Origin of the sequence: Cupriavidus sp. TMH.W2 (genome assembly GCF_050847365.1) — a bacterium.
Taxonomy (GTDB): domain Bacteria; phylum Pseudomonadota; class Gammaproteobacteria; order Burkholderiales; family Burkholderiaceae; genus Cupriavidus.
The window spans coordinates 747,709-760,181 of record NZ_CP193793.1; the positions used below are offsets into that span (position 1 = coordinate 747,709).

The 12,473-nt window shown below is 67.7% G+C and carries 11 protein-coding genes; 8 read left to right on the forward strand and 3 right to left on the reverse strand.

Annotated elements, in window-relative coordinates:
• Window positions 1-9: 9 nt before the first annotated feature.
• A complete protein-coding gene (locus tag ACREYQ_RS20985) occupies window positions 10-1,179 on the reverse strand; it encodes an acyl-CoA dehydrogenase family protein (protein WP_432262096.1) in 1,170 nt (389 codons plus the stop codon).
• Between the two features lie 576 nt (window positions 1,180-1,755).
• Between ACREYQ_RS20985 and ACREYQ_RS20990 the strand changes: the two genes are divergently transcribed.
• The gene (locus ACREYQ_RS20990; protein WP_432262097.1) at window positions 1,756-2,250 is read left to right on the forward strand and encodes a DUF2628 domain-containing protein; all 495 of its coding nucleotides are present in this window, start codon (window positions 1,756-1,758) and stop codon (window positions 2,248-2,250) included.
• A 25-nt stretch (window positions 2,251-2,275) separates the two neighbouring features.
• Here the strand turns inward: ACREYQ_RS20990 and ACREYQ_RS20995 are convergent, their stop codons facing one another.
• Window positions 2,276-3,178, reverse strand: coding sequence for a LysR substrate-binding domain-containing protein (locus ACREYQ_RS20995; protein ID WP_432262098.1), 903 nt, complete (start codon window positions 3,176-3,178; stop codon window positions 2,276-2,278).
• Window positions 3,179-3,368: 190 nt separating this feature from the next.
• Between ACREYQ_RS20995 and ACREYQ_RS21000 the strand changes: the two genes are divergently transcribed.
• The 3 genes from ACREYQ_RS21000 to ACREYQ_RS21010 all read left to right on the forward strand — a co-directional run bounded on the left by ACREYQ_RS21000 (window position 3,369) and on the right by ACREYQ_RS21010 (window position 5,873).
• Entirely contained in the window at window positions 3,369-4,283 is a 915-nt protein-coding gene (locus ACREYQ_RS21000) for an SDR family NAD(P)-dependent oxidoreductase (RefSeq protein ID WP_432262099.1), read from the forward strand.
• Window positions 4,283-5,527: a CaiB/BaiF CoA transferase family protein gene (locus tag ACREYQ_RS21005; protein WP_432262100.1), complete on the forward strand. Its 1,245-nt coding sequence runs from the start codon at window positions 4,283-4,285 to the stop codon at window positions 5,525-5,527. Before ACREYQ_RS21000 ends, ACREYQ_RS21005 begins: the two co-directional genes overlap by 1 nt.
• Before the next feature lie 139 nt (window positions 5,528-5,666).
• A complete protein-coding gene (locus ACREYQ_RS21010; protein ID WP_432262101.1) occupies window positions 5,667-5,873 on the forward strand; it encodes a DUF6494 family protein in 207 nt (68 codons plus the stop codon).
• Window positions 5,874-5,888: 15 nt separating this feature from the next.
• Here ACREYQ_RS21010 and ACREYQ_RS21015 read toward each other — a convergent pair whose 3' ends face one another.
• Window positions 5,889-7,067: an AraC family transcriptional regulator gene (locus tag ACREYQ_RS21015; RefSeq protein WP_432262102.1), complete on the reverse strand. Its 1,179-nt coding sequence runs from the start codon at window positions 7,065-7,067 to the stop codon at window positions 5,889-5,891.
• 272 nt (window positions 7,068-7,339) lie between these two features.
• On the opposite strand from ACREYQ_RS21015, the gene ACREYQ_RS21020 reads away from it, so the two are divergent.
• The 4 genes from ACREYQ_RS21020 to ACREYQ_RS21035 all read left to right on the forward strand — a co-directional run bounded on the left by ACREYQ_RS21020 (window position 7,340) and on the right by ACREYQ_RS21035 (window position 12,450).
• Window positions 7,340-8,347 carry a tripartite tricarboxylate transporter substrate binding protein gene (locus tag ACREYQ_RS21020; protein ID WP_432262103.1) on the forward strand — a complete coding sequence of 336 codons (1,008 nt, stop codon included), beginning with the start codon at window positions 7,340-7,342 and terminating at the stop codon, window positions 8,345-8,347.
• Window positions 8,348-8,384: 37 nt separating this feature from the next.
• Complete coding sequence (locus tag ACREYQ_RS21025; protein ID WP_432262104.1) at window positions 8,385-10,097, forward strand: long-chain fatty acid--CoA ligase; 1,713 nt, start codon at window positions 8,385-8,387, stop codon at window positions 10,095-10,097.
• A gap of 33 nt (window positions 10,098-10,130) precedes the next feature.
• Window positions 10,131-11,114: a Bug family tripartite tricarboxylate transporter substrate binding protein gene (locus tag ACREYQ_RS21030; RefSeq protein WP_432262105.1), complete on the forward strand. Its 984-nt coding sequence runs from the start codon at window positions 10,131-10,133 to the stop codon at window positions 11,112-11,114.
• Window positions 11,115-11,262: 148 nt separating this feature from the next.
• The gene (locus ACREYQ_RS21035) at window positions 11,263-12,450 is read left to right on the forward strand and encodes an acyl-CoA dehydrogenase family protein (protein ID WP_432262106.1); all 1,188 of its coding nucleotides are present in this window, start codon (window positions 11,263-11,265) and stop codon (window positions 12,448-12,450) included.
• Window positions 12,451-12,473: the final 23 nt, after the last annotated feature.

Below are 12,473 nucleotides of genomic sequence, written 5' to 3' on the forward strand. Positions count from 1 at the left end.
GTAGGGTTCTCAGAACGAACGCGGCAGCTCGAGCACATGCTCGGCCACGTAGGACAGGATCAGGTTGGTCGAGATCGGCGCCACCTGGTACAGGCGCGTTTCGCGGAACTTGCGCTCGATGTCGTACTCGGCGGCAAAGCCGAAGCCGCCGTGCGTCTGCAGGCAGACGTTGGCCGCTTCCCACGACGCGTCGGCGGCCAGCAGCTTCGAGATATTCGCTTCCTTGCCGCACGGCCTGCCGGCGTCGAACAGCTGCGCGGCCTTGTAGCGCATCAGGCTGGCGGCTTCGACGTTGACGTATGAGCGTGCGATCGGGAACTGCACCGCCTGGTTCTGGCCGATGGGGCGGTCGAACACGATGCGGTCGCGCGCGTAGTTGCTGGCGCGCTCGACAAACCAGTAGCCGTCGCCGATGCATTCGGCGGCGATCAGGATGCGCTCGGCGTTGAGGCCGTCGAGGATGTACTTCAGGCCCTTGCCTTCCTCGCCGATCAGGTTCTCGGCGGGGACTTCGAGGTTGTCGAAGAACAGCTCGTTGGTCTCGTGGTTGACCATGTTGCGGATCGGCTTGACCGTCAGGCCCTTGCCGATGGCATCGCGCAGGTCCACCACGAACACCGACAGGCCTTCCGACTTGCGCTTGACCTGGTCCAGCGGCGTGGTGCGCGCCAGCAGCAGCATCAGGTCCGAGTGCTGCACGCGCGAAATCCAAACCTTCTGGCCATTGACGATGTACTTGTCGCCCTGGCGCACCGCGGTGGTCTTCAGCTTGGTGGTATCGGTGCCGGTGGTGGGCTCGGTCACGGCCATCGACTGCATGCGCAGTTCGCCCGAGGCGATGCCCGGCAGCCAGCGCTGCTTCTGCGCTTCCGAGCCGTGGCGCAGCAGGCAGCCCATCACGTACATCTGGCCGTGGCAGGCGCCGGAATTGCCGCCGCTGCGGTTGATTTCTTCCATGATGACCGAGGCCGCGGTCAGCGACAGGCCCGAGCCGCCATAGGCCTCCGGGATCAGCGCCGACAGCCAGCCGGCCTGGGTCAGCGCCTGGACAAAGGATTCAGGAAAGGCATTCTGCTCTTCCACCCGTTGCCAGTACGCCGAATCGAAGCCGGCGCAGAGGTCGCGCACCGCTTCGCGGATTTCGGGGTAGAGCTGGTCTGGATCCTGATCTGCGTGCATGGGGTAGCCCCGGGTCAATTTGAACTGGGGCCATTATTCCCGAGGCCCCTTCGCGCTGAAATTCGGATTTGCGAAAGAGCGGCTTAGGTGCGGCTTAGGTGCGGCTCAGGTGCGGCTCAGGTGCGGCTCATGCGGGCCGCAAGCGAGTGCAGGAAGGGGCATGCAAGGGAGGGCAAGCAAGACGCCCGGCAATGGCGGGCGTCCTGGGGTGGCGCGAGGTCGCGGCAGGGCCTGCGGATCAATGGACAAACAGCCAGATCAGGATCAGGACGAAGGCGGGGACGCCAAGTAGCCAGGCGAGGATGTAGGGCATGGTGTGGCTCCTGTTGAGGGCGGTAATCGGTAATTCCAATATAGGAACGCCGCCGTGCCAGGGCTGTCGGGGAGCTTCCGCTTAGCCTGTAGGACGCCACCACCCGCCGTGCGCCGGTCTGTGCGCTTGCGCGCCGATATCCGTCATTTCCTCGCCCTATGCGCGCCAGCGCACGCCGCCCGCGCGCGGCGCGCCCTTATGCTGTGGCACAGGTTGCGCGGCGATCCAAAAGCGCAGCCGCGGCAGAGCAGGAGGAGGTTGGCATGACAGCATCGATCCGTGACGACGCGGCACTGGCCGCATTCGTGGGTCCGCGCTACGCGTACTACAGCGGCCATTGGTCCCAGGCCGAGACCCGCGGGGGCATGTCGTGGAACTGGGCGGCCTGCCTGCTGGGCCCGTTCTGGATGGCCTACCGGCGCATGTACTGGCAGGTGGGAGTCTATGCGCTCATCGTCGGCACCGAGCCGGTGCTGCATGCGCTGTTCGGGCTGAAGCTGCCGATGGCGGGCCGGCCGCTGCTGTATGCCATGGCGCTGCTGCTGGGCATGTATGGCAACGAGCTCTACCGCTGGCATGCCGAGGCCACCATCCGGCGTTTGCGCCAGTACCACTATTCGCCCGAACTGGTGAACGATTCGCTGGCCCGCTGCGGCCGCACCAGCTGGCCCGGCGTGTTCGCCATGGGCCTGCTGCTGTTGGCGATGGTGGTGTCGCTGCGTCCGCTGGCGGGGCTGCTGGCGCACGCCGGCGGCTGAGCCTCGCTGATCTCGCCAAGCGCGCTTACACCGGCTCGCGCGCCGCGTCGACCAGGTACTGGATCAGGGTTTCGGCAAACTGGGGCAATTCGCGCCCTGGCCGGCGGACCAGGCGCAGCTCGCGCTTGGCCCATTCGTCTTCCAGCTGGATAAAGCGCAGCACCTTGCGGCTGGCGTAGCGGCGCGCGCAGCTGTTGGGCACGATGGCGATGCCGGCGCCGGCCTCGACCATGCGGCAGACGGCATCGAAGCTGCCCACCTGGATGCGCAGGCTGATGCGCTTGCCCATGCCGCCGGCAATGCGGTCCAGGAACGACTGGATCGCACTGAACTGGTTCAGGCCGACAAAGCGGCAGGTATCGAGCAGGTCGGCGAAATGCAGCCGCTTGAAGGCGGGCAGCGGATGGTTGACGGGCGCGATCACGATCAGCTCGTCGCTGCACAGGTGCATCGCGTCCAGGTCCTGGGTGGCGACCTCGCCGGCGACGATGCCAAGGTCCGCGGCGCCGGCGCTGATGGCCGACACGATTTCCTGCGACAGGTGCTCTTCCAGCTCGATGTCAACGTCCGGGTTCTCGCTCAGGAAGCGCGATACCCCGGTGGCCAGGAAGGAGTTGGTGGCGGTGGTATTGGCCAGCAGCCGCACCCGGCCCTTGACCCCCTTGGCATAGGGCCGCAGGTCTGAGTGCAGGCATTCCAGTTCGCGGAAGACCTCGCGCGCGTGCCGCAGCAGCGCGTCGCCCGCCGGCGTGAGGCGCACGCCCTTGACCTGCCGGATCAGCAATTGTGTCTGGAACGCCTCTTCCAGCTGCTTGATCCGCGTGCTGGCAGCGGGCAGCGACAGGAAGCTGCGCTCGGCGGCGCGGGTCAGGTTCTCCGTCTCGCCGACATTCAGGAAGAGGCGGAGGTCGGTCAGGTCGTAATGCATGGGCTTCCGTCAGGCCAAAGGCCAGTTTTGTGATTCGTGAATTCCAAAGTCTCTCCCGTCAATCTATCGTATCCACTGCGGCGTGGACATCCGGATTGACCGCACCGGCGGGCCGTGCGCCCGCGGCGCAGGGGTGTTCAGCGGGTTTGCGGTCGGTGACCGCACAAAAAGTATACAGAGGAGCAACGCAATGAGCGGTTTGATGGCAGGCAAGGTCGCGCTGGTGACGGGCGCAGGTGGCGGGATCGGGCGCGGCATCGCGCTGGCAATGGCCGCCGCCGGCGCCAGGGTGGTGGTCAATGACCTGGGCGTGTCGATGACCGGCGAGGGCGGCGACGCCGGCCCCGCACAGCGCGTGGTCGAGGAAATCCGTGCCGCCGGCGGCGAAGCCGTGGCCAATACCGACAGCGTATCGACCTGGAACGGCGCCAACGCCATCGTCCAATGCGCGCTGGACAACTTCGGGCGCATCGACGCCGTGGTCAACAACGCCGGCAACCTGCGCGACCGCATGTTCTTCAAGATGAATGAAGAAGAGTGGCGCTCGGTGATCGATGTGCACCTGAACGGCACTTTCTTCGTCAGCCGTGCCGCGGCCAGCTACTTCAAGGACCAGGAGAGCGGCGCCTTCGTGCACATGACCTCCACCTCGGGCCTGATCGGCAATCTGGGCCAGGCCAACTACTCGGCGGCCAAGCTGGGCATCGCTGCGCTGTCCAAGTCGATCGCGCTGGACATGCAGCGCTTCAACGTGCGCTCGAACTGCATCGCGCCGTTCGCCTGGAGCCGCATGACCAGCTCGATCCCGGCCGAAACCCCGGAAGAGAGGGCACGCGTGGCCAAGCTGCAGAAAATGGAGGCCGGCAAGATCGGGCCGGTGGCGGTCTACCTGGCCAGCCCGGCTGCCAGTGAGGTCAACGCCCAGATCTTCGCGGTGCGCGCCAACGAGATCATCCTGATGAGCCAGCCGCGCCCGGTGCGCTCGGTCCACATGAGCGAGGGCTGGACGCCCGAGTCGGTGGGCGAGATCGCCATGCCCGCCATGCGCAACAGCTTCTTCAAGCTGGAGCGTTCGCCCGACGTGATCAGCTGGGACCCGATCTGATGGCGGCGACCCAAGCGCACATGCAAGGCGCGCTGGCCGGCGTGCGCGTGCTGGACCTGTCGCGCATCCTGGCTGGCCCATGGTGCGCGCAGAACCTGGCGGACCTGGGCGCAGAAGTCATCAAGGTGGAGCGGCCCGGCGCGGGCGACGACACCCGTTCGTGGGGGCCGCCATGGCTGCCCGGCGCGGACGGGCAGCCGTCGCGCGACGCGACCTACTTTGCCGGGGCCAACCGCGGCAAGCAGTCGGTCACGCTGGATATCGCCAGCCCAGAAGGGCAGGAGCTCGTGCGCGAACTGGCCGCGAAGTCGCAGATCGTGCTGGAGAACTACAAGGTCGGCGACCTGAAGCGCTACGGGCTGGACTATGAGACCCTCAAGGCGATCAACCCGTCCATCGTCTACTGCTCGATCACGGGCTATGGCCAGACTGGCCCGAGCTCGCACAAGCCCGGCTATGACTTCATCTTCCAGGGCCTGGGCGGCCTGATGAGCATCACCGGCGAGCGCGACGACCTGCCTGGCGGCGGGCCGCAGAAGGTGGGCGTGGCGGTGGTGGACATCTTCACCGGCATGTACGCCACCGTGGCGGTGTTGGCCGCGCTGCGCCATGCCGAGCGCACCGGCGAGGGCCAGCATATCGACATGGCCCTGCTCGACGCGGTGGTGGCGGTCGGCGCCACGCCGATCATCGCCCAGCGCGTGACCGGCCAGGCCATGCCGCGCTTCGGCAACGCGCACGCCAACATGGTGCCCTACCATGTGTTCGCCACCGCCGACGGCTACATGATCGTGGCGGCCGGCAACGACGGGCAGTGGCAGGCGTATTGCCGCGGCGTCGAGCGTCCTGACCTGGCTGGCGACGAGCGCTTCGCCACCGGCCCCGGCCGCATCATCCACCGCGACACGCTGGTGCCGTTGCTGGAGGCGCATATGCGTACCCGGCTGACTGCGCACTGGGTTCAGGCGCTGGAAGCGCAGGGCATTCCGTGCGGGCCGATCAACGACTACGGCCAGGTGCTGGAAGACCCTCAGGTGCGGCATCGCGAGCTGCAGGTCGACCTGGTGCGCGACGATGGCAGCCTGTGCCCGACCGTCAAAAGCCCGCTGCGGCTGTCGGCAACGCCGGTGCAATACGATGCACCGCCGCCGCGGCTGGGCGAGCATACCCAGCAGGTGCTGGAAACGGTGCTGGGCCTGTCGGCCGAGCGCATCGCCAGGCTGCGCGAGCAAGGCGTGGTCTGACGGGTGACTGGTGCCTGACGGGTGACTGCCGGGCACCACCGTTCAACTGGCACCAGGCCTCTGCACAAAGTCCCCCCATCGCCTAGGCTGTCAGGGTAGCGGCCCGAACCGTTTGCCCGGTTCCCCCCAGGAGACAGCCATGAACGAAGAGACCTTCAACCTCAGCATCCGCAAGTTCCTGAAGGTGGTCGGCGTCAGCTCCCAGCGCGAGATCGAGCACGCGATAGCGAAAGCGCTGGCCGACGGCACCATTGCCGGCACAGAGCGCTTTCCGGTGTCGGTGACCCTGGAGCTGGCCGCGGTCAAGCTCCAGGCGCGCTTCGATGGCGAGATCCAGCTTGAGTAAGCGCGCCCGCGCGGGCTACGCCGCCGGCACAGTCTCTGCCCGCATCCCCCGCATCCGGTATTCCCCCGGCGCCACGCCCGTCCATTTCTTGAAGGCCCGGTGGAATGTGCTCGGTTCCGAGAAGCCGAGCCGCAGCGCCACGTCCTGCAGCGTCATGCCGGGGCGCTCCATCATGCCGATGGCCACGTCGCGCCGCAAGCTGTCCTTGATGCTCTGGTAGCCGCGTCCCTCGTCGCGCAGGCGGCGGCGCAGGGTCTGGGGCGTGAGCCGCAGCAACTGCGCCATCTGCTCCAGCGAGGGCAGTTCGTCGTCCAGGTGTGAACGCAGGTGCTGCCGGATGCGTTCGGCCAGGCAACTGTTGTCGCGGTAGCGGATCAGCAGGTTGCGCGGGGTCTCGTGCAGGAATTCGCGCAGGCTGGCGGCGTCCTGCATCACCGGCAGGCGCAGGCTGGCCGCGTCGAAATGCAGCGCGGTGACCGGCTGGCCGTAGTTCACGGCTGTCTTGAACACGCGTTCGGTCTCGTTGCGGCCATGTGACGGCGCGGCGCTCAGGTCCACGCGTGTCAGCGGGATATGCCCCGCGACCAGCCAGCTGAGCAGCGCATAGGCATGGAACACAAAGGTCGATTCGGCGAAGCTGCGGCAGGCCGAGGCCGGCGCGCGCGCGTGCAGCGCCACGGTGGCGGTCTTGCCGTCGGCGCTGAAGTGCAGGCGCGGCGCAAAGGCGTCGATATGCAGCCGGTACAGGCGCAGCCCGGCGCGGATGGCGTCTTCCAGGGTGGCGCACTGGACCAGGCTGCGGCATGCCTGCGCGAATACCCCGGGGGGAATGGGCCGCTCCAGCAGCCCCCAAAGCTCGTCGCGCATGACGCGGCGCAGTGTTCGGATCAGCGCTGCGTACTGGCCCTGGGTGACGCGCGCGCTGGGCGAGAGCAGCAGCGCCGGCGAAATCCCTGCGCGGCGCAGCAGCGGAGCCATGTCATGGCCCAGCCGGCGCGGGCCCAGCAGGATGTGGTCCACGTGCTGGATCGCAATGGTGTGGCGCGCCGAGGCCTGCGGCGCGGCCTGCACCGGGCCGGCCGCGGCGCTGGCGCCAACCTGGGCGGGGCGGGGCCCGTGCGCCGGCACGCTGCCGGCAAAGTGCAGCTTGCCCGGCACGGGCGGGCGGAGCGATGACAGGACTGCGGTGTGCATGGGTCTCCTCGTCAGGTGAGGCGCCGGGGCCTGCCCGGACATTTCCGCCACCTTAGCAAGCCGCGGGTGCACCGCACCATCGGGATTTGCCAAAGCCTGCCTTCCGTCTGAGCGATTCGGCCAATCATTTTGGCCCGTCTGGTCATTGTCCACGCACCGCAGCATCGCGCACTCTGCGGCTGAGACCTATATAAGGCCGGCACACCGGCCCGGACGGGACCTGAAAGCGGGGCAATGACCCCTCCCGCCGCGAAAATACATGGAGACAGCACATGCAGGCAGATCGTCGTAATGCGTTGTGGCGCCTTGGCGCCGGGTTGCTGGTCTGGGGCAGCGCGGCTGCCGGGATGCTGGGCGGTGGCGCGGCCTTCGCGCAGGGGGATTTCCCGTCGCGCACCGTGCGCATGGTGGTGCCCTTCCCGGCGGGCGGCGCCACCGACGTGCTGGCCCGCGCCGTTGCCGAAGGGCTGGGCAAGGCCTGGAAGCGCCCGGTGGTGGTGGAGAACCGCCCCGGCGCCAGCGGCATGCTCGGTGCCGAGGTGGTCGCCAAGGCCGAGGCCGACGGCTACACCGCGCTGCTGACGATCACGCCCCTGGTGCAGGCGCCCAGCCTGTATGCCAGGGCGCCTTATGACCCGGTCAAGGATTTCGCCGCCGTGTCCGAGCTTGGCACCACCAACCTGGTGTTCGCCGTCAACACCAATGCCGTGCCGGCCACCAGCCTGAAGGACTTCATCGCGCTGGTCCGCGCCAGGCCGAAGCAGTTCTCCTACGGCTCCTTTGGTGCCGGCTCAAGCGGGCACCTGTACGGCGAGGTCTTCAACGAGGCCGCGAAGATCGACATGCTCCATGTCTCATACAAGGGCGAAGCCCCGGAACTGAACGACCTGTTGGGCGGTCAGGTGCCGGCGGCGGTGATTTCGGTGATGGGCGCCAAGCCCCATGTGGCCACCGGCCGCCTGCGCGCCCTGGCGGTGACCGGCCCGGCGCGCGCGCCGCAGTTGCCGGATGTGCCGACCTTCCGCGAAGCCGGCATCGAAGGCATGGACGCCATGGGCTGGTTCGGCCTGCTGCTGCCGGCCGCCACGCCGCGTCCGATCGTCGACAAGTTCTCCGCCGACGTCAACCGCGTGCTGGCCCAGCCCGACGTGCGCAAACGCATGAACGAGCTTGGCGTGATCCTCACCGGCAGCACGCCGGACGCGTTCGCCCAGACCGTCCAGGCCGACTACGTGCGCTGGAACAAGGTGATCCGCACCCGCAATATCCGCCTGGACTGAGCCATTTTTATCGTCTGACCTGTATCGACCGCCGCAAATGAAGCCTGCTACAAGCACCAACCAGCCGTTCCGTTCCCCGGCCTGGCCGCCCGGCCTGCCGGCCACGCTGCATGCGCCGCGCACCAGCCTGTTCTATAACGTCGAGGTGGCGGCGCGCCGCTATCCGGACAAGACCGCGATCCAGTATTTCGGCACCGCGATCACCTACGGGCAGCTGCAGGATGAAATCGAACGCATGGCCGGCTACCTGCAGCAGGCCTGCGGCATCCAGCCGGGCGACCGGGTGGTGCTGTTCAGCCAGAACTGCCCGCAGTTCATCATTGCCTACTACGCGATCCTGCGTGCCGAGGGCGTGGTGGTGCCGGCCAATCCGATGTGGCTGGAGGCCGAACTGGCCCATGTGGTGCAGGACAGCGGCGCGGTTGCCGCCTTTGCGGGCGGCGAGCTGTACCAGCGCGTGGCGCCGCTGCACGGCCCGGCGCTGCGCCATGTGATCCTGCACGACTATGGCGGCATGCTGCGCGACGACGGCGGCCTGCCTGTGCCGGCCTGGCTGCGCGAACCGGCACCCGCGCCGCAGGCCGCGCCGTCCGGCGCCATGCCGGTGGCCTGGGACGCGGCCAGCGCCGCCGGGCACCGGCCGCTGCCGCACCAGGCGGGCCACGACACGCTGTGCATGCTGGCCTATACCTCCGGCACCACCGGCAATCCCAAGGGCTGCATGCACACCCACGGCACGCTGATGACCGCGGCGGTCGGCTCGCAGATCTGGCGTGGCGCCACGCCCGAACTGGTGGTGCTGGCGGTGGCGCCGATGTTCCACCTGCTGGGCATGCAGAACTGCATGAACTCGCCGCTCTACCTGGGTGCCACCGTGGTGCTGATGCCGCGCTGGGACCGCACGCTGGCCGCTGACCTGATCGAGCGCTACCGCGTCTCGGCCTGGGGCGCGCCGCCGGCGATGATGGTCGACTTCTTCTCCCAGCCGGGCATCGGCGCGCGCGACCTGTCGAGCCTGGCCTACGTGGGCGGGGGCGGCGCGGCCATGCCGGAAGCGGTGGCCAAGCTGCTGCAGGAGCGCTTTGGCCTGCCCTATGTCGAGGCCTACGGCATGACCGAGACCGCGGCCTTCATCCTGTCGAACCCGCGCCACCAGCCCAAACGCGAATGCCTGGGCATCGCCACCTTCGGCGTGGACGCGCGCGTGGTCGACCCCGAGACGCTGCAGGAACTGCCCCACGGCGAGATCGGCGAGATCGTGGTCCACGGCGGCCAGGTGATGCAGGGCTACTGGCGCAACCCGGAAGCCAATGCGGCCACCTTCATCGAGCTTGGCGGCAAGCGCTTCCTGCGCACCGGCGACCTCGGCTTCATGGACGAGGAAGGCTACTTCTTCATGCGTGACCGTCTCAAGCGCATGATCAATGCGTCCGGCTACAAGGTCTGGCCGGCCGAGGTGGAGAACCTGCTGTACGGCCATCCCGCCATCCATGAGGCCTGCGTGATCGCGGCGCCCGACGAGCGCCGCGGCGAGACCGTCAAGGCCGTGGTGGCGCTGCGTCCGGAAGCACGCGGCACGGCCGAAGCCGACCCTGAGCGGATCATGGCCTGGTGCCGCGATCACATGGCCGCGTACAAGGTGCCGCGCATCGTCGACGTGGTCGACGCACTGCCCAAGTCGGCCACCGGCAAGATCCTGTGGCGCGCGCTGCAGGAGCGCGAGATGCAAGTGGACAACCCGCGCGCCTGACGCCAGCGGGGAATCAGGAAAGAGAGAGGCAGCATGCAGCAAAGCAGACGCAACTGGCTGGCGCAGGCCGGCACCCTGGCCGGCGCGGCCATCCTCGGCGGTGCCGGCCAGGCCTTCGCCCAGCAGCCGTACCCCGGCAAGCCGATCCGCATGATCGTGCCGTACCCGGCCGGCGGCGGCACCGACACCGTGGGCCGGCTGATCGGCCAGCGCCTGGCCGAAAGCCTGGGCCAGCCGGTGGTGGTGGAAAACAAGCCCGGCGCCAGCGGCATGCTCGGCAACGACACCGTGGCCAAGGCGCCGGCCGACGGCTACACCCTCCTGCTGGCGATCACCGCGCTGATCCAGTCGCCGGCCCTGTACAAGCGCACGCCGTACGACGTAGCCAGGGACTTCACCCCGGTCTCGCTGATCGCCAAGTCGTCCGACCTGTTCGTGGTGCCCAACCGCGTGCCGGCCAACAATATGCGCGAGTTCCTGGCGCTGGCCAAGGCCGGCAAGCTCAGCTATGGCTCCTACGGCAACGGCACCTCGTCGCACCTGCACGGCGAACTGCTCAGGCAGCAGGCCGGCATCGAGATCGCGCATATCCCGTACAAGGGCGCGGCGCCGCTGATGAGCGACCTGCTCGGCGGCCAGGTGGACAGCGCCTTTGTCGACGTGACATCGGCCAACCCGTACCTGGGCAGCAAGAAATTCAAGATTCTCGGCATCACCGGCACCCAGCGCTACAAGGCGCTGCCCAATGTGCCGACCTTCACCGAACTCGGCCTGCCTGGGTTCGAGCCCAACGGCTGGTTCGGGCTGTTCCTGCCGGCCAATGCGCCCAGGGATGTGACGGCGAAGCTGGCGGCCGAGACCGCGCGCATCGTGCGGCTCCCCGAAGTGACGCAGAAGCTGGCCGGCATGGGCCTGCAGCCGGTCGGGTCAGCGCCGCAGGAACTGGCCGCGGTCGTTGCCGGCGACATGCCCAAGTGGGCCAGGATCGTGCGCGACGCCAATATCCAGCTCGACTGACCCTACGGAAGCCATGCGGCGGCGCGGCCACGCTGCTCCGCAGCATCCGGCGCCACCGCCGATTCATTACCTACTTATATAGGCAGGCGCCGGCCGCGGGCCGCCGTTTGCCTGTTTAGACTAACGTTTACCCTGATATCAACACCCTATGGGATCCCACGACCAGCACGCGGCGCCCGCCGCACGCCAGACCCCCTGGATGACCGGGGACCTGGAGATGTTCCAGGACACCGTGCGCCGCTTTGTCGAGCGCGAACTTGCCCCCAACGAGGCCCGCTGGGCCGAGCAGGGCTACATCGACCGCGACATGTGGCGCCGCGCCGGCCAGATCGGGCTGCTGTGCGCCAGCATCCCCGAGGAATACGGCGGCGGCGGCGGCACCTTTGCCCACGAGGCCATCATCACCCAGGAAATGTCGCGCGCGGTCTGCGCCAGCCTGGGCAACAACGTGCACAGCGGCATCGTGGCACATTACCTGCTCAACTACGGCACCGAAGCGCAGAAGCAGCAATGGCTGCCGCAGATGGCCAGCGGCGAACTGGTAGGCGCCATCGCCATGTCGGAACCCGGCGCCGGTTCCGACCTCAAAGCGATACGCACCCGCGCGGTGCGGGAAAAGACCGAGAACGGGGATTGCTATCGCATAAACGGTGCAAAGACCTTCATTACCAACGGATATCACGCCGACCTGATCTGCGTGGTGGTCAAGACCGATCCGGAAGCCGGCTCGCGCGGCGTGTCGCTGGTCATGGTGGAGACGCGCGACCTGCCGGGCTTCCGTCGCGGGCGCATTCTCGAAAAGATCGGGCAGAAGGGCCAGGACACCGCGGAACTCTTCTTCGACGACGTGCTGGTGCCGTGCTCGAACCTGCTCGGCACGCAGGAAGGCCAGGGCTTCTACCAGCTCATGCAGCAACTGCCGCAGGAGCGCATGATCATTGCGCTCGGGGCGGTGGCGACCATGCAGCGCGCCATCGAGCTGACCACAGAATACGTGCGCGAACGCAAGGTGTTCGGCCAGCCGCTGGCCGACTTGCAGAACACGCGATTCAGGCTGGCGGAGTGCAAGACGGTGGCTACCATTGCCGCGACCTTCGTCGACGACTGCATGCTGCGCCTGATGGACGGAAAGCTCGACGCGGCCACCGCGGCCATGGCCAAATGGTGGTGCACCCAACAGAACTGCCAGGTCATCGACGAGTGCCTGCAGTTGCACGGCGGCTACGGCTACATGCTGGAATACCCGATCGCGCGCATGTATGCGAACGCACGCGTGAGCAAGATCTTCGGCGGCTCCAACGAGATCATGAAGGAGTTGGTCGCGCGCACGCTCTGAGGGCTGCGAGTCAAGGCTGCGCT

Coding starts and splice junctions, on each gene's coding strand:
- ACREYQ_RS20985 (WP_432262096.1), bottom strand. CDS start 1,179: ATGCACGCAGATCAGGATCCAGACCAGCTCTACCCCGAAATCCGCGAA.
- ACREYQ_RS21030 (WP_432262105.1), top strand. CDS start 10,131: ATGCAGCAAAGCAGACGCAACTGGCTGGCGCAGGCCGGCACCCTGGCC.
- ACREYQ_RS21035 (WP_432262106.1), top strand. CDS start 11,263: ATGGGATCCCACGACCAGCACGCGGCGCCCGCCGCACGCCAGACCCCC.
- ACREYQ_RS21010 (WP_432262101.1), top strand. CDS start 5,667: ATGAACGAAGAGACCTTCAACCTCAGCATCCGCAAGTTCCTGAAGGTG.
- ACREYQ_RS21015 (WP_432262102.1), bottom strand. CDS start 7,067: ATGCACACCGCAGTCCTGTCATCGCTCCGCCCGCCCGTGCCGGGCAAG.
- ACREYQ_RS21025 (WP_432262104.1), top strand. CDS start 8,385: ATGAAGCCTGCTACAAGCACCAACCAGCCGTTCCGTTCCCCGGCCTGG.
- ACREYQ_RS20990 (WP_432262097.1), top strand. CDS start 1,756: ATGACAGCATCGATCCGTGACGACGCGGCACTGGCCGCATTCGTGGGT.
- ACREYQ_RS21000 (WP_432262099.1), top strand. CDS start 3,369: ATGAGCGGTTTGATGGCAGGCAAGGTCGCGCTGGTGACGGGCGCAGGT.
- ACREYQ_RS20995 (WP_432262098.1), bottom strand. CDS start 3,178: ATGCATTACGACCTGACCGACCTCCGCCTCTTCCTGAATGTCGGCGAG.
- ACREYQ_RS21005 (WP_432262100.1), top strand. CDS start 4,283: ATGGCGGCGACCCAAGCGCACATGCAAGGCGCGCTGGCCGGCGTGCGC.
- ACREYQ_RS21020 (WP_432262103.1), top strand. CDS start 7,340: ATGCAGGCAGATCGTCGTAATGCGTTGTGGCGCCTTGGCGCCGGGTTG.